The organism is Streptomyces sp. NPDC029122 (assembly GCF_055569445.1).
On sequence record NZ_JBVHWK010000007.1, the window covers coordinates 153,102 to 172,076 of the forward strand.

General features: G+C 71.3%; 17 protein-coding genes. 9 read left to right on the forward strand and 8 right to left on the reverse strand.

The window, feature by feature from the left end; translation table 11 throughout:
• Nucleotides 1-196: 196 nt before the first annotated feature.
• Genes opcA through tkt form a run of 4 tightly spaced genes read right to left on the reverse strand, consistent with a single transcriptional unit; the run spans nt 197 to nt 6,025 of the window.
• Complete coding sequence (opcA, locus tag ACZ4WZ_RS11660) at nt 197-1,252, reverse strand: glucose-6-phosphate dehydrogenase assembly protein OpcA (RefSeq protein ID WP_467888373.1); 1,056 nt, start codon at nt 1,250-1,252, stop codon at nt 197-199.
• Nucleotides 1,249-2,778, reverse strand: coding sequence for a glucose-6-phosphate dehydrogenase (gene zwf / locus ACZ4WZ_RS11665; RefSeq protein ID WP_467888613.1), 1,530 nt, complete (start codon nt 2,776-2,778; stop codon nt 1,249-1,251). The genes opcA and zwf overlap by 4 nt, the downstream gene beginning before the upstream one ends.
• Before the next feature lie 2 nt (nt 2,779-2,780).
• A complete protein-coding gene (gene tal, locus ACZ4WZ_RS11670; RefSeq protein WP_467888375.1) occupies nt 2,781-3,902 on the reverse strand; it encodes a transaldolase in 1,122 nt (373 codons plus the stop codon).
• A 35-nt stretch (nt 3,903-3,937) separates the two neighbouring features.
• Entirely contained in the window at nt 3,938-6,025 is a 2,088-nt protein-coding gene (tkt, locus tag ACZ4WZ_RS11675) for a transketolase (RefSeq protein WP_467888377.1), read from the reverse strand.
• Between the two features lie 314 nt (nt 6,026-6,339).
• Here tkt and ACZ4WZ_RS11680 point away from each other — a divergent pair, with 314 nt between their 5' ends.
• The 3 genes from ACZ4WZ_RS11680 to ACZ4WZ_RS11690 all read left to right on the forward strand — a co-directional run bounded on the left by ACZ4WZ_RS11680 (nt 6,340) and on the right by ACZ4WZ_RS11690 (nt 8,881).
• Entirely contained in the window at nt 6,340-7,287 is a 948-nt protein-coding gene (locus ACZ4WZ_RS11680; RefSeq protein WP_388945562.1) for a heme o synthase, read from the forward strand.
• 24 nt (nt 7,288-7,311) lie between these two features.
• Nucleotides 7,312-7,680, forward strand: coding sequence for a hypothetical protein (locus ACZ4WZ_RS11685; protein ID WP_467888380.1), 369 nt, complete (start codon nt 7,312-7,314; stop codon nt 7,678-7,680).
• A 106-nt stretch (nt 7,681-7,786) separates the two neighbouring features.
• Nucleotides 7,787-8,881 (forward strand): amidohydrolase family protein, encoded by a 1,095-nt coding sequence (locus tag ACZ4WZ_RS11690; protein WP_467888383.1) that lies wholly within the window; start codon nt 7,787-7,789, stop codon nt 8,879-8,881.
• A 48-nt stretch (nt 8,882-8,929) separates the two neighbouring features.
• Here the strand turns inward: ACZ4WZ_RS11690 and ACZ4WZ_RS11695 are convergent, their stop codons facing one another.
• From ACZ4WZ_RS11695 to ACZ4WZ_RS11710, 4 genes are all read right to left on the reverse strand, one after another.
• Nucleotides 8,930-9,919, reverse strand: a complete 990-nt coding sequence (locus tag ACZ4WZ_RS11695) for a COX15/CtaA family protein (protein ID WP_467888385.1) — start codon at nt 9,917-9,919, stop codon at nt 8,930-8,932.
• Nucleotides 9,920-9,923: 4 nt separating this feature from the next.
• Complete coding sequence (locus tag ACZ4WZ_RS11700) at nt 9,924-11,060, reverse strand: hypothetical protein (RefSeq protein WP_467888388.1); 1,137 nt, start codon at nt 11,058-11,060, stop codon at nt 9,924-9,926.
• Between the two features lie 73 nt (nt 11,061-11,133).
• The gene (locus ACZ4WZ_RS11705; protein ID WP_467888390.1) at nt 11,134-11,901 is read right to left on the reverse strand and encodes an ABC transporter permease; all 768 of its coding nucleotides are present in this window, start codon (nt 11,899-11,901) and stop codon (nt 11,134-11,136) included.
• Nucleotides 11,898-12,824 carry an ABC transporter ATP-binding protein gene (locus tag ACZ4WZ_RS11710; protein WP_467888393.1) on the reverse strand — a complete coding sequence of 309 codons (927 nt, stop codon included), beginning with the start codon at nt 12,822-12,824 and terminating at the stop codon, nt 11,898-11,900. Before ACZ4WZ_RS11710 ends, ACZ4WZ_RS11705 begins: the two co-directional genes overlap by 4 nt.
• 374 nt (nt 12,825-13,198) lie before the next feature.
• On the opposite strand from ACZ4WZ_RS11710, the gene ACZ4WZ_RS11715 reads away from it, so the two are divergent.
• The 6 genes from ACZ4WZ_RS11715 to ACZ4WZ_RS11740 all read left to right on the forward strand — a co-directional run bounded on the left by ACZ4WZ_RS11715 (nt 13,199) and on the right by ACZ4WZ_RS11740 (nt 18,960).
• The gene (locus tag ACZ4WZ_RS11715; protein WP_467888395.1) at nt 13,199-13,936 is read left to right on the forward strand and encodes a helix-turn-helix transcriptional regulator; all 738 of its coding nucleotides are present in this window, start codon (nt 13,199-13,201) and stop codon (nt 13,934-13,936) included.
• Nucleotides 13,933-15,348, forward strand: a complete 1,416-nt coding sequence (gene sufB / locus ACZ4WZ_RS11720) for a Fe-S cluster assembly protein SufB (protein WP_388945539.1) — start codon at nt 13,933-13,935, stop codon at nt 15,346-15,348. Before ACZ4WZ_RS11715 ends, sufB begins: the two co-directional genes overlap by 4 nt.
• 88 nt (nt 15,349-15,436) lie before the next feature.
• Nucleotides 15,437-16,615, forward strand: a complete 1,179-nt coding sequence (gene sufD / locus ACZ4WZ_RS11725; protein WP_467888398.1) for a Fe-S cluster assembly protein SufD — start codon at nt 15,437-15,439, stop codon at nt 16,613-16,615.
• On the forward strand, nt 16,615-16,932 hold the full coding sequence (locus tag ACZ4WZ_RS11730) for a bifunctional 3-phenylpropionate/cinnamic acid dioxygenase ferredoxin subunit (RefSeq protein WP_427716286.1): 318 nt from the start codon (nt 16,615-16,617) through the stop codon (nt 16,930-16,932). The genes sufD and ACZ4WZ_RS11730 overlap by 1 nt, the downstream gene beginning before the upstream one ends.
• 7 nt (nt 16,933-16,939) lie before the next feature.
• Entirely contained in the window at nt 16,940-17,707 is a 768-nt protein-coding gene (sufC, locus tag ACZ4WZ_RS11735) for a Fe-S cluster assembly ATPase SufC (RefSeq protein ID WP_007263436.1), read from the forward strand.
• The gene (locus ACZ4WZ_RS11740; RefSeq protein ID WP_467888402.1) at nt 17,704-18,960 is read left to right on the forward strand and encodes a cysteine desulfurase; all 1,257 of its coding nucleotides are present in this window, start codon (nt 17,704-17,706) and stop codon (nt 18,958-18,960) included. The genes sufC and ACZ4WZ_RS11740 overlap by 4 nt, the downstream gene beginning before the upstream one ends.
• Nucleotides 18,961-18,975: the final 15 nt, after the last annotated feature.

The following is an 18,975-nucleotide window of genomic DNA, read 5'->3' on the forward strand; positions in this document are numbered from 1 at the left end:
CAGCGTCGAGAACTACTCTACCATCCTGCCCGCCACCACCCCTCCCCCCCGCCCCCCCCCCTCCCCCCCCCCCCCCCCCCCCCCCCCCCCCCCCCCCTCTCTCCCCCCCCCCCCCCCCCCCCCCCCCCCCCCCCCCCCCCCCCACGGTCCACCGCGCCGTCAGCCTCGCCGGTGACTCCGCGCGGCGGCCGTGCCGCTACTTCGCCGCCGCCCGCTTGGCCGGCTTCGGCTTCGCGGAAGGAGCTTCGGCCTCGGCCCCGGCCCCGGCCGAAACCGCGGCGTCAGCCTTGGCGCCGGCGCCGCCCGCGGGCTTCGCCGGACCGGCGGTGGCCGCCAGGCGGCCGACGCCGAACTTCAGCGATGCCTCGTACGTGTTGTCCGGGTCCAGCCGGCGCAGCTCCTCCGCCAGCAGCTCCGCCGTGTCGCGACGCTTGAGCGCCACCGCACGGTCGGGCTGCCCCGGCATGCACAGCGTCGCCAGCGCACCGTCCGCGCGGTCCAGGACGATCACGCCGTCCTTGGTCTCCAGGCGTACGGCGGTCAGCCCCGGCCCGTCGGAGAGGGCCCGGTGGACCGGGACCCCGAGGCGGTCCGCCAGCCACATGGCCAGCAGCTCGCAGCTCGGGTTCTCGTCCTCGCCCTCGACGGTCGCGGAGACGACCGACACGGTCTGCTGGTCCAGCGCGGCGGCCAGCATGGAGCGCCAGGGGGTGATCCGGGTCCACGACAGGTCCGTGTCACCGGGCGCGTACGCCTCCGCCCGCAGGGCGAGGGCCCCGAGGGGGTCCTCCGAGGAGTACGTGTCCGCGATCCGGCGCTGCCCCAGCGCGCCCAGCGGGTCGCCCGCCAGGTCCGCGGGAGCGCCCTCCGGCCACCAGACGACCACGGGGGCGTCCGGCAGGAGGAGCGGGAGCACGACCGACTGGGCGTGGTTGACCAGTTCCCCGTGCAGGCGCAGTACGACCGTCTCCCCGGTGCCGGAGTCCGCGCCGACGCGGATCTCCGCGTCGAGGCGGGCGTCGCGGCGGCTGCGGGGGGAGCGGCTGACCCGCTTGACCACGACGACGATCCGCGAGGGGTGTTCGTGGGACGCGTCGTTCGCCGACTTGAGCGCGTCGTACGCGTTCTCCTCGTCGGTCACGATCACCAGCGTGAGGACCATGCCGATGGCCGGCGTGCCGATGTCCCGGCGCGCCTGCACCAACGCGGCGTTGATCCTGCTGGAGGTGGTCTCCGTGAGGTCGATCTTCATGGCCGGCGCCAGCTCCGTCCGTCTCGTGCGAGCATCTCGTCCGCCTCGACCGGCCCCCAGGTGCCCGCCGCGTACTGGGCGGGCTTGCCGTGCTTGTCCCAGTACTCCTCGATCGGGTCGAGGATGTTCCAGGACAGCTCGACTTCCTGGTGGCGCGGGAAGAGGTTCGCGTCACCGAGGAGGACGTCGAGGATGAGCCGCTCGTAGGCCTCGGGGCTGGACTCCGTGAAGGACTCGCCGTACGCGAAGTCCATCGTGACGTCCCGGACCTCCATGGAGGTGCCCGGCACCTTCGAGCCGAAGCGGACCGTCACGCCCTCGTCCGGCTGGACCCGGATGACCAGGGCGTTCTGCCCCAGTTCCTCGGTCGCGCCCGATTCGAACGGCAGGTACGGGGCCCGCTTGAAGACCACCGCGATCTCGGTCACCCTGCGGCCCAGGCGCTTGCCGGTCCGCAGGTAGAAGGGGACGCCCGCCCAGCGGCGGTTGTTGATCTCCAGGCGGATGGCCGCGTAGGTGTCGGTCTTCGACTTGGGGTCGATGCCGTCCTCTTCGAGGTACCCGACGACCTTCTCGCCGCCCTGCCAGGCCGCCGAGTACTGGCCGCGCACGGTGTGCTTGCCGAGGTCGTCGGGGATCTGGACGGCGCTGAGCACCTTCAGCTTCTCCGCCACCAGGGCCTTCGGGTGGAAGGAGCCGGGCTCCTCCATCGCGGTGAGCGCCAGCAGCTGGAGCAGGTGGTTCTGGATGACGTCGCGGGCCGCGCCGATGCCGTCGTAGTAGCCGGCCCGGCCGCCGATGCCGATGTCCTCGGCCATGGTGATCTGGACGTGGTCGACGTACGACCGGTTCCAGATCGGCTCGAACATCGTGTTGGCGAAGCGGAGCGCCAGGATGTTCTGGACGGTCTCCTTGCCCAGGTAGTGGTCGATCCGGAAGACCTCGTCCCGGGGGAAGACCTCGTGGACGACCTGGTTGAGCTCTTCCGCGCTCTTCAGGTCGTGCCCGAAGGGCTTCTCGATGACGGCACGCCGCCAGGAGCCCTCCTTCTGCGCCAGCCCGTGGTTCTTGAGCTGCTGGACCACCTTGGGGAAGAACTTCGGCGGCACCGAGAGGTAGAAGGCGAAGTTGCCGCCCGTGCCCTGGGCCTTGTCGAGTTCCTCGATCGTCGACTTGAGCGTCTCGAAGGCCGCGTCGTCGTCGAACTCGCCCTGGACGAACCGGCAGCCCTGCACCAGCTGCTGCCAGACCTCCTCACGGAAGGGGGTGCGCGAGTGCTCCTTGACCGCCTCGTACACCTCCTGGGCGAAGTCCTCGTCCTGCCATTCACGGCGGGCGAAACCGATCAGCGAGAAGCCCGGGGGCAGCAGGCCGCGGTTCGCGAGGTCGTAGACGGCGGGCATGAGCTTCTTGCGCGACAGGTCACCCGTAACGCCGAAAATGACCAGGCCGGACGGCCCCGCGATCCGCGGGAGCCGCCGGTCCTGTGCGTCACGAAGCGGGTTCGCTCCGTTTACCGACAAAATACTCAGTCCTCCGCGGGGGCGAGGCGCGTCAGCTCCGCCTCGGTCGACTTCAGCAGGTCGTTCCACGACGCCTCGAACTTCTCGACGCCTTCGTCCTCGAGCAGCTGCACCACATCGTCGTACGAGATGCCGAGCTTCGCGACCGCGTCCAGCTCGGCGCGCGCCTGCTCGTAGGTGCCGCGGATGGTGTCGCCGGAGACCTCGCCGTGGTCGGCGGTGGCCTCCAGGGTGGCCTCGGGCATGGTGTTCACGGTGCCGGGCGCGACCAGGTCCACCACGTACAGGGTGTCCTTGTACGCCGGGTCCTTGACGCCGGTCGAGGCCCACAGCGGGCGCTGCTTGTTGGCCTGCGCCTTGTCCAGGGCCGCCCAGCGCTCGCCGCTGAACACCTCTTCGTACGCCTCGTAGGCCAGACGGGCGTTGGCGAGGGCCGCCTTGCCCTTCAGGGCCTTGGCCTCGTCGGTGCCGATGCCGTCGAGGCGCTTGTCGATCTCGCTGTCCACGCGGGACACGAAGAAGGAGGCGACCGAGTGGATCTTGGAGAGGTCCAGGCCGGCGGCCTTCGCCTTCTCCAGACCCGCCAGGTACGCGTCCATGACCGCGCGGTAGCGCTCCAGGGAGAAGATCAGCGTGACGTTGACGCTGATGCCCCTGCCGATGACCTCGGTGATCGCAGGCAGGCCGGCCTCGGTCGCCGGGATCTTGATGAGGGTGTTCGGGCGGTCCACCAGCCAGGCGAGCTGCTTGGCCTCGGCGATGGTCGCCGCGGTGTTGTGCGCCAGGCGCGGGTCGACCTCGATCGACACGCGGCCGTCCTGGCCCTCGGTCGAGTCGAAGACCGGGCGCAGGATGTCGGCGGCGTCACGGACGTCCGCCGTCGTGATCATGCGGATGGCCTCGTCGACCGTGACCTTGCGGGCGGCGAGGTCCGCGAGCTGCTGCTCGTAGCCGTCGCCGCTGCTGATCGCCTTCTGGAAGATCGACGGGTTGGTGGTGACACCGACCACGTGCTGCTGGTCGATGAGTTCGGCGAGGTTGCCGGACGTGATGCGCTTGCGGGACAGGTCGTCCAGCCAGATCGCCACGCCCTCGTCGGAGAGGCGCTTGAGTGCGTCTGCTGCCATGGGAATTACATCTCCTACTGGGTCAGTGCCGGTCTTCAGCGCGCGGCGGCGGTGAGGGAGGCCTTGGCGGCTGCGGTCACGGCTTCGGCGGTCAGGCCGAATTCGCGGAACAGGACGGCGCCGTCGGCCGAGGCACCGAAGTGCTCCAGCGAGACGATCCGGCCCGCGTCCCCGACGTAACGGTGCCAGGTCAGGCCGATGCCGGCCTCGACCGCCACTCGGGCCTTGACGGAGGGCGGCAGGACGCTGTCCTTGTACTCCTGGTCCTGCTCCTCGAACCACTCGACGGAGGGCATCGAGACGACGCGCGCCGGGACGCCCTCGGCCTGCAGGGCCTCGCGCGCGGCGACGGCCAGCTGGACCTCGGAGCCGGTGCCGATGAGGACGACCCGGGCGGGACCGCCCTCGGCCTCGAAGAGCACGTACCCGCCCTTGGCGGCGTCCTCGTTGCGCTCGTAGGTCGGCACGCCCTGGCGGGTGAGCGCCAGACCGTGCGGGGCGCCCTTGCCGTACACCTTGGTGTGGCGCTTGAGGATCTCGCGCCAGGCGACGGCGGTCTCGTTCGCGTCCGCCGGGCGGACGACGTTCAGACCCGGGATGGCGCGCAGCGAGGCGACGTGCTCGACCGGCTGGTGGGTCGGGCCGTCCTCGCCGAGGCCGATGGAGTCGTGCGTCCACACGTACGTCACCGGCAGGTGCATCAGCGCGGAGAGGCGGACGGCGTTGCGCATGTAGTCGGAGAACACCAGGAAGGTGCCGCCGTAGATGCGGGTGTGGCCGTGCAGCGCGATGCCGTTCATGACGGCGGCCATCGCGTGCTCGCGGATGCCGTAGTGGATGGTCCGGCCGTACGGGTCGGCCTCCGGCAGCGGGTTGCCCACCGGCAGGAACGAGGAGTTCTTGTCGATGGTGGTGTTGTTGGAGCCGGCCAGGTCGGCCGAGCCGCCCCACAGCTCGGGGATGACCGCGCCGAGGGCCTCCAGGACCTTGCCGGAGGCGGCGCGGGTGGCGACGCCCTTGCCGGTCTCGAAGACGGGGAGCCTGTCCTCCCAGCCCTCGGGCAGCTCGTTGGCCTCGATCCGGTCGAAGGCGGCGGCGCGCTCCGGGTTGGCGGTGCGCCAGGCGGAGAAGTCCTTCTCCCAGGCGGCGCGCGCGTCACGGCCGCGGTCCACCAGGCTCCGGGTGTGGCCGAGGACCTCGTCGGAGACCTCGAAGGTCCGCTCCGGGTCGAAGCCGAGCACGCGCTTGGTCGCGGCGACCTCGTCGTCGCCGAGGGCCGAGCCGTGGGAGGCCTCGGTGCCCTGGGCGTGCGGGGCCGGCCAGGCGATGATCGAGCGGGCCGCGATGAAGGACGGGCGCCCGGTCTCGGCCTTGGCGGCCTGGAGGGCGGCGAACAGGGCCTTCGGGTCGAGGTCGCCGTTCTCCTGCTGCTCGACGCGCTGGACGTGCCAGCCGTACGCCTCGTAGCGCTTCATGGTGTCCTCGGAGACGGCCGTCTCCGTGTCGCCCTCGATGGAGATGTGGTTGTCGTCCCACAGCAGCACCAGGTTGCCGAGCTTCTGGTGGCCGGCCAGCGCGGACGCCTCGTGGGAGATGCCCTCCTGGAGGCAGCCGTCGCCCGCGATCGCGTAGACCATGTGGTCGAACGGGGAGGTGCCCTCGGCGGCCTCCGGGTCGAACAGGCCGCGCTCGTAACGGGCGGCCATGGCCATGCCCACCGCGTTGGCGATGCCCTGGCCCAGCGGGCCGGTGGTGGTCTCGACGGCGGCCGTGTGGCCGTACTCCGGGTGCCCGGGGGTCTTGGAGCCCCACGTGCGGAACGCCTTGAGGTCGTCCAGCTCCAGGCCGAACCCGCCCAGGTAGAGCTGGGTGTAAAGAGTCAGGGACGAGTGCCCCGCGGAGAGCACGAAACGGTCACGCCCGACCCACTCCGGGTCCGAGGGGTCGTGCCGCATGACCTTCTGGAAAAGCGTGTACGCGGCGGGGGCCAGGCTCATCGCCGTACCGGGGTGTCCGTTCCCGACCTTCTGGACCGCGTCGGCGGCCAGGATGCGGGCGGTGTCGACGGCCCGCTGGTCCAGTTCGGTCCACTCGAGCTCTGGGGTGGTCGGCTTGGTGCTCACCGTTGGTCAGGGCTCCTCTCCACATGTTGTATTGCCGGTGACGAACGGTGACACCGGCGCGATTCCGAGCCTACCCCCGCCAGGGCGTGCGGCTATTCGAGTGCAGGCAGTGCGTCGTCGTCCCGCTGCCCGCCGTTCACCCGGGATCCGCCGCCGAGGACGCGCAGGTCGGTCCGATCGGCCCAACACGAGGCGACCCCCGCGCAGGGCGAGGTAAGAGCTACGTCTACAGTGGCGTGGTACGCGCAAGCCTTTGCCGGCCCTTCATCCACTGACAGGGGCCGTGACGGAGCTTGCTGGATTCTCTCTCAGGGGTGTGCGTGACGGCCGTCGAATCCCGTCCAGCGGGGGTGCTCGGGACGAGCCCCGGTCACCGGCCGTTCGGGGCCCGGGCCATGGCTTTCGTGGCTTTGACCAAGCCGCGGATCATCGAACTTCTGCTGATCACCACAGTGCCGGTGATGTTCCTCGCCGAGCAGGGCGTGCCGTCGCTGTGGCTGGTGCTCGCCACCTGCTTCGGCGGCTACCTCTCCGCGGGCGGCGCCAACGCGCTGAACATGTACATCGACCGCGACATCGACGCGCTGATGGACCGTACGTCGCAGCGCCCGCTGGTGACCGGCATGGTGAGCCCGGCCGAATGCCTGGTCTTCGGCATCTCGCTCGGGGTCCTCTCGACCCTGTTCTTCGGGCTGCTGATCAACTGGCTGTCGGCCGCCCTCGCGCTCGGCGCCCTCCTCTTCTACGTGGTCGTCTACACGATGCTGTTGAAGCGGCGCACCGCGCAGAACATCGTCTGGGGCGGGATCGCCGGCTGCATGCCGGTGCTCATCGGCTGGTCCGCGGTCAAGAACGAGGTCTCCTGGGCCGCCGTCATCCTCTTCCTCGTCATCTTCTTCTGGACGCCGCCGCACTACTGGCCGCTGTCCATGAAGGTCAAGGAGGACTACGCGCGGGTCGGCGTGCCGATGCTGCCGGTGGTGGCGGGCAACAAGGCCGTCGCGCGCCAGATCGTCCTCTACAGCTGGGTGATGGTGGCGGTCTCGCTGCTCCTCACCCCGCTGGGGTACACGGGCTGGTTCTACACCTCGGTGGCGCTGCTGGCCGGTGGCTGGTGGCTGTGGGAGGCGCACGCGCTGAGCGCCCGGGCCAAGGCCGGGGTGACGGGCGCGAAGCTCAAGGAGATGCGGCTGTTCCACTGGTCGATCACCTATGTGTCGCTCCTCTTCGTCGCCGTCGCCGTGGATCCCTTCCTCCGTTGATTACTCGCCGGTAGCATGCCGTCCATGGCAGAGACCCCAGACACCGCAGAGACCTCCGGGGCCACGGCGCCCGCGGACAAGAAGCAGAGCCGTACGGCCGCGAAGCTGGCCCGGCAGATCGGCGCGTTCGCCAAGCAGCACGGCGGAGCCGAGGGCCAGCTCGCGCACATCGGCCAGGCCGGCACCCGGATCGTGCTCGTCGGCACCGACGGCGGCTGGGGCGACCTGGTGGCACCGAGCTACGCGGTGGCCCAGCTCGCCGCCGAGCAGGCCGGGCTGACCCTCCATGAGGAGTTCGACGGGGAGTTCGCGGCCCGCGTCAGGACCGGCCCGTACGAGTGGACGCGGATGGCCGGCATCCAGGTCGGCGGCCCCGCCAACCCGGCCGCCTGAGGACCTCGAACGCGGGTCGGTCAACAGAGCGGGCAATACTTCACACCCCGCTCACCCGTTAGGACGTGTGGAAGCCGCTTCCTCACGTCCGCAACGGGATGACCGGATGATCGAAACGCCGCCCCTGGTGGACCAGCACTGCCAGGGAGTGCTCCGTACGGAGCTGGGGATCGCCACCTTCGAGGCCCAGCTGATCCACCCGGCCGGCCCGCCCGCCCCGGGGACCACCTTCTTCGACACCCAGACCGGCTTCGCCGTGCGCCGCTGGTGCCCGCCCCTGCTGGGGCTGGAGCCGCACTGCGCGCCCGCCAGGTACCTGGCCCGGCGCCGCGAACTCGGCGCCGCGGAGAGCACCCGACGGCTGCTGAGGGGCTCTGGGACGGGCGCGTACCTCGTCGACACGGGGGCGCCCGGGGACCTCACCGGGGCCAAGGAGCTGGCCTTGGCCGGGGACGCCGAGACCTTCGAGGTGGTCCGGCTGGAGCTGCTCGCCGAGCAGGCCGCCGACACCTCCGGGACCGTCGTAGCCTTCCTCGCCAACCTCGCCGGAGCCGTCCACCACGCCGCCGCCTCGGCCGTCGCCTTCACCTGCGGGGCCCGCACCGGCTGTACGGCCGCCCTGGCCGGAGCCCCGGAGCCGCCCGCGCCGGGCGAGGTACGGGCGGCGGCCGGGCGGTGGCTGGCCGCACGGACCAGGGGAGGGGAGCTACGGGACCCCGTACTCCTGCGGCACCTGATGTGGAGCGCGGCGGGCTCCGGGCTGCCGCTCCAGCTGCACACCGGCGGGGCCGACCCGGAGCCGCTGACCGGGTTCGTACGGGCCATCGCGGGCTTGGGCGCGCAGCTGGTGCTCAGCGGCGGATATCCATACCACCGGCACGCCGCCCGGCTGGCGGCGGAGCACCCGCACCTCCACGCCGACGTCGGCCCGGCCCTCGCCCGCACGGGGGCGCGGGCCGCCGCCGTACTGGCGGAGCTGCTGGAGCTCGCGCCCTTCGGCAAACTGCTGTTCTCCAGCGGCGGCCGGAACCTGCCCGAACTGCACGCGGTCGGCGCACTGGTGTTCCGCGAGGCGCTCGGCCGGGTCCTGGGCGGCTGGGTCGCCGAGGGGGCCTGGTCCTGGCAGGACGCGCAGCGCGTCGCGGGGATGCTCGCGGCGGGCAACGCCCGGCGCGTCTACCGGCTCGACGAGCGCGGCTGACGGCCGGGTGCGCGGCGGGCGCCGCCGGCCGGACCGCCGCGCGGCGGGTCAGACCGCCGAGAGCTGCTCCTCGTCCCGCGCCGGGGCCCCCACCCGGTCGCCGGAGCGCTCGCGCAGGGCGAGGGCCAGGCGGAGCACCGCGATCCACACCAGGCAGGAGCCCAGCATGTGCGCGGCGACCAGTACCTCGGGCAGCTGGGTGAAGAACTGGACGTAGCCGATCGCGCCCTGGGCGAGCAGTACGACCAGCAGGTCGCGGGCGCGCGCCCGGGTGTCGCCGGGGGCGTCCACCACCCGCAGCACCAGCCACATCGCGACGGCGAGCGCGCAGACCAGCCAGGCGGCGATCGCGTGCACGTGGGCGGTGGCCGCCCAGTCGAACGGCATCCGCTTGATCTCGCTCTTGTCACCGGCGTGCGGACCGGAGCCGGTCACGACCGTGCCCGCCGCGATCAGTACGAGGGTGGTGGCGATCAGCGCCCACGCCAGCTTGCGCACGGGCCCGGGCACGCGGGGCCGGGGGGCGCCGTCGCCCTCGCGGGTGCGCTGCCAGGAGACGGTGGTGACCGCGATCAGGCCGGTGGCGAGCAGGAAGTGCCCCGCGACGCTGTACGGGTTGAGCCCGGTCAGGACGGTGATGCCGCCGAGGACCGCGTTGGCCATCACGAGGGCGAACTGGATCCAGCCGAGCTTCGTCAGCGAGTGCCGCCACGGCTTCGACGCGCGCGCCGCGAGGATGAACCAGCCGACGGCCGCGCTCAGCACGTACGTCAGCATCCGGTTGCCGAACTCGATGACCCCGTGGAAGCCCTGGGCCTGCGTGACGACCAGGCTGTCGTCGGTGCACTTGGGCCAGGTGTCGCAGCCGAGACCGGATCCGGTCAGCCGCACCGCGCCGCCGGTGACGATGATGGCCACGCTCATCAGGAGCGCGGCGGACGCGGCCCGCCGGACGGTCCGGGGTGACGGCGTCCAGCGGTCGGCGATGTATGCGAATGGGTTCAACACGGCGCCTATCGTATGCGGCGCCTTGTGCAAAGTTTCACGAGGGGGTCCCGGCGGGGGCCTCCGGCCCGACGGTCCGGCGGAACCGGGCCCCGGCCGGATCCCCCTCCTCGTGCCACCACACCAGCACCCGCCACAGGCCGCCCCCGCCGGGACGCACCGCGGACTCCGCGAACCCCCGCACCAGCCCGTCCCCCACCTCCTCGGCGGTCAGCCCCCGCACCTGCGCCGACCCGTGCCACGGGTCCGGCCGTACGGTCCACAGCCCGTCGGCGCCCCGCACCTCCACCCGCCACACCGCGAGCCACGGCGTCACCTCCAGCATCGTGGCGACCTGCTCGGCGTCCAGCCCCAGCCGGCCCGCGATCACCGCCTCGGGCACGCCCTGGATCCGGGCGGCCACCACCGCCTGCGGCAGCAGCCGCTCGGGCAGCAGCCCGTCGGCCCGGAGCCCCGCCAGCGCGTCCAGGCCCAGGAAGCGCAGCCGCAGCTCCAGCTGGCGGCCGATGTGGTCCAGGGCCTCCCCGGCCTCCCGCGCCACCTCGGGCCCCGGGTCCGCGAGGAGCAGCCGGCGGAACCCGGACTCGGCGTCCACCGCCCAGGCGACCGCCTGCGACGCGGAGCCCAGCTCCGCGAGCCGGTCCGCGAGGAACACCTTGGCCTGCGCGAGCCCCCGCCGGTTGACCGGGTCCTCCTGGTCCAGGCCGGCCCAGACCTCGACGGCGGCCCGCGTCACGTCACGGGCGCGCTCGCCGGCGGCCCGCTCCATCGCGCCCGGGCCGCTCCCGGCGCCGCCGCCCAGCGGGTGCCGGGGCAGCCGGGCACCGTCGCTCAGCGGCCAGGCCAGCCAGACCCCCTGGTTGATGAGCCCCCGCGCGTACCACCGGGCGTACTCCGGCGCGTGCGGCGCGGCACGCCGCGCGTGGCCGAGCGCCTCCTCGACGGCGGCCAGCGCCCCGGCCCGGTCCCCGCCCCCGAACCGGCGTGCGGCGAGGTCGCCCAGGCGCAGCCCCAGCCGGGCGGCGCACTCGGCATCGGTCAGGGCGGGTCCGCGCAGCGCGCCGATCAGCTCCCGCAGCAGCCGCTCGCTCTCGGCGGGCCCGGCCGGGGCGGCCCCCGACCGGATCCGCGCCCATTCCCCGTCCAGCCGCAGAGCGGCCTCCCGCTGCGCCATGCCACGCCCCCCGGCGTTCCGATGTGTGGAGGCTGGTCATCCTCCCGCCGGGGCAACGATCAGGAGCGGCGATTCACTCCCAGCGGAACAGCCTCGCCGCGGCGCCCAGGCCCAGTACCGCCCAGCCGCCCAGCACGGCCGCGTCAGCCCACGGCAGCGCGGCCCCGTGCTGGAGCACCTCCCGCAGCCCGTGCGACAGCGCCGAGATCGGCAGCAGGCCGAGCACGTCCTGCACCGCTCCGGGGAACTTCTCCAGGGGCACGATCACCCCGCCGCCGACCAGCAGCAGCAGGAACACCAGGTTGGCCGCGGCCAGGGTCGCCTCGGCCCGGAGGGTGCCCGCCATCAGCAGCCCGAGCCCGGAGAAGGCCGCCGTACCGAGCAGGAGCAGCGCCGCGACCGACAGCGGGTTCCCCTGCGGGGACCAGCCCAGCGCGAGGGCGATCACCGTCAGCAGGGCGACCTGGAGCACCTCGGTGACCAGCACCGACAGGGTCTTGGCGGCCATCAGCGCCCAGCGCGGCAGCGGGGAGGCCCCGAGCCGCTTGAGCACGCCGTAGCGGCGGTCGAAGCCGGTGGCGATGGCCTGGCCGGTGAAGGCGGTGGACATGACCGCCAGCGCGAGGACGCCCGGGGCGAGGAAGTCGACGGCCTCGCCCTCGCCGGTGTCGACGATGTCGACGGCGGAGAAGAGGGTCAGCAGCAGCGCCGGGATGATCACGGTGAGCAGCAGCTGCTCCCCGTTGCGCAGCAGCATCCGGGTTTCCAGCGCGGTCTGCGCCCAGATCATCCGGGACACGGGCGCGGCCCCCGGCCGGGGGGTGAACGTACCGGCGCTCATGCGGGCAGCTCCTTGCCCGTGAGCTCCAGAAAGACGTCTTCGAGGGTGTGCCGCTCCACGGAGAGGCTGTCGGGCATCACCCCGTGCTGGGCGCACCAGGAGGCGACGGTGGCCAGCAGCTGCGGGTCCACGTCGCCGGTGACCCGGTAGGCGCCGGGGGTGAGCTCGGCCGCCTGCGTGCCGTCGGGCAGGGCCTTCAGCAGGGAGGCGAGGTCGAGGGAGGGGCGGCCGGTGAAGCGCAGGGTGTTCTCGGCGCCGCCCCGGCACAGCCGCTCGGGGCTGCCGTGGGCGATGACCCGGCCGGCGTCGACGATGGCGACCTCGTCGCAGAGCTGTTCGGCCTCGTCCATGTGGTGGGTGGTGAGGACGACGGTGACCCCGTCGGCGCGCAGTTCGCGTACGAGGTCCCAGGTCGCGCGGCGGGCCTGGGGGTCGAGGCCGGCGGTGGGCTCGTCCAGGAACACCAGCTCGGGGCGGCCGACGACGGCCATGGCCAGGGCGAGCCGCTGCTGCTGGCCGCCGGAGAGCCGGCGGTAGGCGGTGCGGCCGCAGCCGCCGAGGCCGAGGCGTTCCACGAGGGCGTCGACGTCGAGGGGGTCGGCGTACAGCCTGGCCATGTGGCGCAGCATCTCGACGGCGCGGGCGCCGGAGTAGACCCCGCCGGACTGGAGCATCACGCCGACGCGCGGCCGCAGCCGCTCGGCCTGGGCGACCGGGTCGAGACCGAGGACGCGGACGGTCCCGGCGTCGGGGCGGTGGTAGCCCTCGCAGGTCTCGACGGTGGTGGTCTTGCCCGCGCCGTTGGGGCCGAGGACCGCGGTGACGGAGCCGCGCGGGACGGTGAGGTCCAGGCCGTCCACCGCCGTTTTGGGGCCGTACCGCTTCACCAGTCCGCGGATCTCCACGGCGGGGTCGTTGCTCATGGTGACTGAGTCTACGGAGCCCGGGAAGGGAGCCTCCGCCCCGGGGTGGGAGGGCGCCGCGCAGGGAATCCGTGTCGCGGAAGAGGTTCTTTTCAGCCATGTGGCCCCGGGAGGTCCGGCGGCTTTGGGTGACTCCCGCGGAAGCTGACGTTCAGCGCCCCTGTGCGCGCCGTGGGCGGAGGTCCGCTGGTGGGAGGCGTTGCGCGGCCCGTCGCAGCGGTTCGGAATGGAAACGGAATTCCATCTACCGATTAACTCTCCGTAGATAAATAAGGTAACCCTTAGTGATGGACGCCACCGGGCGTGGCCTCCGTCACGGCTTGTCGGGGCTCGCTTAATTACGCAACAATGGCGTTGTGAAATACGGCGAACGCATGAGCGAGGCCCCCCAGGGGGAGCTCGCGACCGGGGAGCGGTCCACCCGCAACCGGGTCGCGCGGTCCATCCTGGACCACGGCCCCTCCACCGTCGCCGACCTCGCTCAGCGTCTGGGCCTCACCCAGGCCGCCGTCCGCCGCCACCTCGACACGCTCGTCGCCGACGACGTGGTCGCACCCCGGGAACAGCGCGTGTACGGCACGCGGACCCGGGGCCGGCCCGCCAAGGTGTTCGCGCTGACCGACTGCGGCCGCGACGCCTTCGACCAGTCCTACGACACCCTCGCCGCGGACGCCCTGCGCTGGATCGCGCAGTCCGTCGGCGGAGGCGAGAAGGGCGAGGCGGCCGTCGCCGCCTTCGCGAGGGCGCGGATGGAGACGCAGGCACAGACCTACCGGGAAGCCGTGGAGGCGGCCGCCCCCGCGGCCCGCACCGAGGCCCTGGCCAAGGCGTTGACCGCGGACGGGTACGCTGCTACGGCGAAGAGCGCTCCCGGTCCGCACAGCGGTGAACAGCTCTGTCAGCACCACTGCCCGGTCGCACACGTCGCCGAGCAGTTCCCGCAGCTCTGCGAGGCGGAGACCGAGGTCTTCTCCCGCCTGCTCGGGACGCACGTGCAGCGCCTCGCCACGATCGCCCACGGCGACGGGGTGTGCACCACGTTCATTCCGCGAAGCGCCACACAGACCGACACATCAGTATCTGCAAGTACGGCCGGGAGGAACCCCGCATGACCACGGAGACTGCTCACCCTGAGCTCGATGGCCTGGGCACCTACGAATACGGCTGGGCCGACTCCGACGCGGCCGGTGCCGCTGCCAAGCGGGGTCTGTCCGAGGACGTCGTCCGCGACATCTCGGCGAAGAAGTCCGAGCCGGAGTGGATGCTGAACCTCCGCCTCAAGGGCCTCAAGCTCTTCGGCAAGAAGCCCATGCCCATGTGGGGTTCCGACCTCTCGGGCATCGACTTCGACAACATCAAGTACTTCGTGCGCTCCACCGAGAAGCAGGCCGCTTCCTGGGAAGAGCTGCCCGAGGACATCAAGAACACGTACGACAAGCTCGGCATCCCGGAGGCGGAGAAGCAGCGCCTCGTCGCCGGTGTCGCGGCCCAGTACGAGTCCGAGGTCGTCTACCACCAGATCCGTGAGGACCTGGAGGAGCAGGGCGTCATCTTCCTCGACACGGACACCGCGCTCAAGGAGCACCCGGAGCTCTTCCAGGAGTACTTCGGCACGGTCATCCCGGTCGGCGACAACAAGTTCGCCTCGCTGAACACCGCCGTGTGGTCGGGCGGCTCCTTCATCTACGTCCCCAAGGGTGTCCACGTGGACATCCCGCTCCAGGCCTACTTCCGCATCAACACGGAGAACATGGGCCAGTTCGAGCGGACGCTGATCATCGTCGACGAGGACGCCTACGTCCACTACGTCGAGGGCTGCACCGCCCCGATCTACTCCTCGGACTCGCTGCACAGCGCCGTGGTCGAGATCATCGTGAAGAAGGGCGGCCGCTGCCGCTACACGACCATCCAGAACTGGTCGAACAACGTCTACAACCTGGTCACCAAGCGCGCCGTGGCGTACGAGGGCGCGACCATGGAGTGGATCGACGGCAACATCGGTTCCAAGGTCACCATGAAGTACCCGGCCGTCTACCTGATGGGCGAGCACGCCAAGGGCGAGACCCTGTCCATCGCCTTCGCGGGCGAGGGCCAGCACCAGGACGCCGGTTCCAAGATGGTCCACATGGCGCCGAACACCTCCTCCAACATCGTCTCCAAGTCGGTGGCGCGAGGCGGCGGCCGCACCTCCTACCGCGGTCTGGTCGAGATCGGCGAGGGCGCCGCGGGCTCCAAGTCCAACGTGCTGTGCGACGCGCTCCTGGTCGACACCATCTCCCGCTCGGACACCTACCCCTACGTCGACGTCCGCGAGGACGACGTGACGATGGGCCACGAGGCCACCGTCTCCAAGGTCTCCGACGACCAGCTCTTCTACCTGATGCAGCGCGGACTCACCGAGTTCGAGGCCATGGCCATGATCGTGCGCGGCTTCGTGGAGCCGATCGCGAAGGAGCTGCCGATGGAGTACGCGCTGGAGCTGAACCGGCTCATCGAGCTGCAGATGGAGGGCTCGGTCGGCTAGTCCGACGGCGGCCGGCCCCCGCCGGCCGCCGGGCCCCGCCCGCAGCACATTCGTTAGACGTACGTAGGAAGAGAGCAAGACGACAGCCATGGCTGAGGCTCAGAATATTCCGGCGGGCTCCACCACCGCCGGCGCGATCGCGGTGGCCGCAGAGTCCACCGTCGCCACCCGGATGAGCGCGCCCCCGTCCTTCGACGTGGCCGACTTCCCCGTTCCGCACGGCCGCGAGGAGGAGTGGCGGTTCACCCCGCTGGCCCGCCTCAAGGGCCTGCACGACGGCACCGCGGTCGCCAACGGCACCATGAAGGCCCAGATCGACGCCCCCGAGGGCGTGACGGTCGAGTCCGTCGAGCGCGGCGACGAGCGGATCGGCAAGGCCGGCGCCCCCGTCGACCGCGTCTCCGCGCAGGCCTTCTCCTCGTTCGCCAAGGCCACGGTCGTCACCGTGCCCAAGGAGACCGTGCTCGCGGAGCCCATCCGGGTCGCGCTCCACGGTGAGGGCGGCACGACCTTCGGGCACACCGTCTTCGACATCAAGCCCTTCGCCGAGGCGATCATCGTGATCGACCACACCGGCGACGGCGTGCGCGCCGCGAACGTCGACATCCTCGTCGGCGACGGCGCCAAGGTGACCTTCGTGTCCGTCCAGGACTGGGACGACACGGCCGTCCACACCTCGCAGCACAACGCCCTCGTCGGCCGCGACGCGAGCTTCAAGTCGGTCGTCGTGACCTTCGGCGGCGACCTGGTCCGCCTGCACCCGCGCGTCAGCTACGCCGGCCCCGGCGGCGAGGCCGAGATGCTCGGCGTGTACTTCACGGACGCCGGCCAGCACCAGGAGCACCGCCTCCTGGTCACCCACGACGCCCCGCACTGCAAGTCCAACGTGGTCTACAAGGGCGCGCTCCAGGGCCAGGACGCCCACGCCGTCTGGATCGGTGACGTGCTCATCGAGAAGACCGCCGAGGGCACCGACACCTACGAGATGAACCGGAACCTCGTCCTGACGGACGGTGCCCGCGTCGACTCGGTGCCGAACCTGGAGATCGAGACGGGCGAGATCGTCGGCGCCGGCCACGCCTCCGCCACCGGCCGCTTCGACGACGAGCAGCTCTTCTACCTCCAGGCCCGCGGCATCCCGGCCGACGAGGCCCGCCGCCTGGTCGTGCGCGGCTTCTTCGCCGAGCTCGTCCAGCAGATCGGTGTCGCGGACATCGAGGAGCGCCTGATCGCGAAGATCGAGGCCGAGCTGGCGGCGGCCGTCTGATGACGTACGTCAAGGCCTGTGCGCTGAGCGAGCTGGAGGAGAACACCCCCAAGCGGGTGGAACTCGACGGCACGCCGGTGTCCATCGTCTCCACCGAGGGGGAGGTGTTCGCGATCAACGACATCTGCTCGCACGCGAACGTCTCGCTCTCGGAGGGTGAGGTCGAGGACTGCATGATCGAGTGCTGGCTGCACGGGTCGGCCTTCGACCTGCGCACCGGCAAGCCCTCCGGTCTGCCCGCGACGCGCCCCGTCCCCGTTTACCCCGTCAAGATCGAAGGGGACGACGTGCTCGTCTCCCTCGCCCAGGAGTCCTGAGGTACCCATGGCAACGCTTGAAATCCACGACCTGCACGTCTCCGTCGAGGCCGAGAACGGCGCCCGCGAGATCCTCAAGGGTGTCGACCTCACCGTCAAGCAGGGTGAGACGCACGCCATCATGGGCCCCAACGGCTCCGGCAAGTCCACCCTGGCGTACTCGCTCGCCGGTCACCCGAAGTACACCATCACCGGTGGCACCGTGACCCTCGACGGCGAGGACGTCCTGGAGATGTCCGTCGACGAGCGCGCCCGCGCCGGCGTCTTCCTCGCCATGCAGTACCCGGTCGAGGTCCCCGGCGTCTCGGTCTCCAACTTCCTGCGCACCTCCGCCACCGCCATCCGCGGCGAGGCCCCCAAGCTGCGCACCTGGGTGAAGGAGGTCAAGTCCGCGATGGAGCAGCTCCAGATGGACCCGGCCTTCGCCGAGCGCAACGTCAACGAGGGCTTCTCCGGCGGTGAGAAGAAGCGCCACGAGATCCTCCAGCTGGAGCTCCTCAAGCCGAAGATCGCGATCCTCGACGAGACCGACTCCGGTCTGGACGTCGACGCGCTGCGCCAGGTCTCCGAGGGCGTCAACCGCGTCCGCGCGACCGGCGAGGTCGGCACGCTGCTGATCACGCACTACACGCGGATCCTCCGCTACATCAAGCCCGACTTCGTCCACGTCTTCTCGGAAGGCCGCATCGTCGAGTCCGGCGGCGCCGAGCTCGCCGACAAGCTGGAGGCGGAAGGCTACGAGTCGTACAGCACGAAGGGTGGCGCGACCGCGTGACACAGCTGCCTGGCCTCCTCGACATCGAGGCGATCCGCAAGGACTTCCCCCTGCTGGATCGTGTGGTCCACGACGGGAAGAAGATCGTTTACCTGGACAACGCGGCGACTTCGCAGAAGCCGCGCCAGGTGCTCGACGCGCTGAACGAGTACTACGAGCAGCACAACGCCAACGTCCACCGCGGCGTGCACGTGCTCGCCGAGGAGGCCACGGCGCTGTACGAGGGCGCCCGCGACAAGGTCGCCGCCTTCATCAACGCGCCGAGCCGCGACGAGGTGATCTTCACCAAGAACGCCTCGGAGTCGCTCAACCTGGTCGCGAACATGCTCGGCTGGGCGGACGAGCCCTACCGGGTCGACAGCGAGACCGAGATCGCCATCACGGAGATGGAGCACCACTCCAACATCGTGCCGTGGCAGCTGCTCGCGCAGCGCACCGGCGCGAAGCTGAAGTGGTTCGGCCTCACCGACGACGGCCGGCTCGACCTGTCCAACATCGAAGAGGTCATCACGGAGAAGACGAAGATCGTCTCCTTCACGCTGGTCTCCAACATCATGGGCACCGTCAACCCGGTCGAGGCGATCGTCCGGCGCGCCCAGGACGTGGGCGCACTGGTCCTCATCGACGCCTCCCAGGCCGCTCCGCACATGCCGCTGGACGTGCAGGCGCTCGGCGCCGACTTCGTGGCCTTCACCGGCCACAAGATGTGCGGCCCGACCGGCATCGGCGTCCTCTGGGGCCGCCAGGAGCTCCTGGAGGACCTGCCCCCGTTCCTCGGTGGCGGCGAGATGATCGAGACCGTGTCGATGCACGCCTCGACCTACGCCCCGGCGCCCCACAAGTTCGAGGCCGGCACGCCCCCGATCGCCCAGGCCGTCGGCCTCGGTGCGGCCGTGGACTACCTGACCTCGATCGGCATGGAGAACATCGCCGCGCACGAGCACGCGATCACCGAGTACGCGGTCAAGCGCCTCCTGGAGGTGCCCGACCTGCGGATCATCGGCCCGACCACGGCCGAGGACCGCGGCGCCGCGATCTCGTTCACGCTCGGTGACATCCACCCCCACGACGTGGGCCAGGTGCTGGACGAGCAGGGCATCGCGGTCCGCGTGGGACACCACTGCGCGCGCCCCGTCTGCCTGCGGTACGGAATTCCCGCGACCACGCGAGCGTCTTTCTATCTGTACTCCTCTCCCGCCGAGGTCGACGCGCTGATCGACGGGCTGGAGCACGTACGGAACTTCTTCGGCTGACGAAGGCGACGAGGA

Bases quoted from the DNA above. Each gene is read 5' to 3' on its own strand.
- opcA (WP_467888373.1), bottom strand. From the start codon at position 1,252: ATGAAGATCGACCTCACGGAGACCACCTCCAGCAGGATCAACGCCGCG.
- tal (WP_467888375.1), bottom strand. From the start codon at position 3,902: ATGGCAGCAGACGCACTCAAGCGCCTCTCCGACGAGGGCGTGGCGATC.
- ACZ4WZ_RS11685 (WP_467888380.1), top strand. From the start codon at position 7,312: ATGGCAGAGACCCCAGACACCGCAGAGACCTCCGGGGCCACGGCGCCC.
- ACZ4WZ_RS11690 (WP_467888383.1), top strand. From the start codon at position 7,787: ATGATCGAAACGCCGCCCCTGGTGGACCAGCACTGCCAGGGAGTGCTC.
- ACZ4WZ_RS11700 (WP_467888388.1), bottom strand. From the start codon at position 11,060: ATGGCGCAGCGGGAGGCCGCTCTGCGGCTGGACGGGGAATGGGCGCGG.
- ACZ4WZ_RS11705 (WP_467888390.1), bottom strand. From the start codon at position 11,901: ATGAGCGCCGGTACGTTCACCCCCCGGCCGGGGGCCGCGCCCGTGTCC.
- ACZ4WZ_RS11710 (WP_467888393.1), bottom strand. From the start codon at position 12,824: ATGAGCAACGACCCCGCCGTGGAGATCCGCGGACTGGTGAAGCGGTAC.
- ACZ4WZ_RS11715 (WP_467888395.1), top strand. From the start codon at position 13,199: ATGAGCGAGGCCCCCCAGGGGGAGCTCGCGACCGGGGAGCGGTCCACC.
- sufB (WP_388945539.1), top strand. From the start codon at position 13,933: ATGACCACGGAGACTGCTCACCCTGAGCTCGATGGCCTGGGCACCTAC.
- sufD (WP_467888398.1), top strand. From the start codon at position 15,437: ATGGCTGAGGCTCAGAATATTCCGGCGGGCTCCACCACCGCCGGCGCG.
- ACZ4WZ_RS11730 (WP_427716286.1), top strand. From the start codon at position 16,615: ATGACGTACGTCAAGGCCTGTGCGCTGAGCGAGCTGGAGGAGAACACC.
- sufC (WP_007263436.1), top strand. From the start codon at position 16,940: ATGGCAACGCTTGAAATCCACGACCTGCACGTCTCCGTCGAGGCCGAG.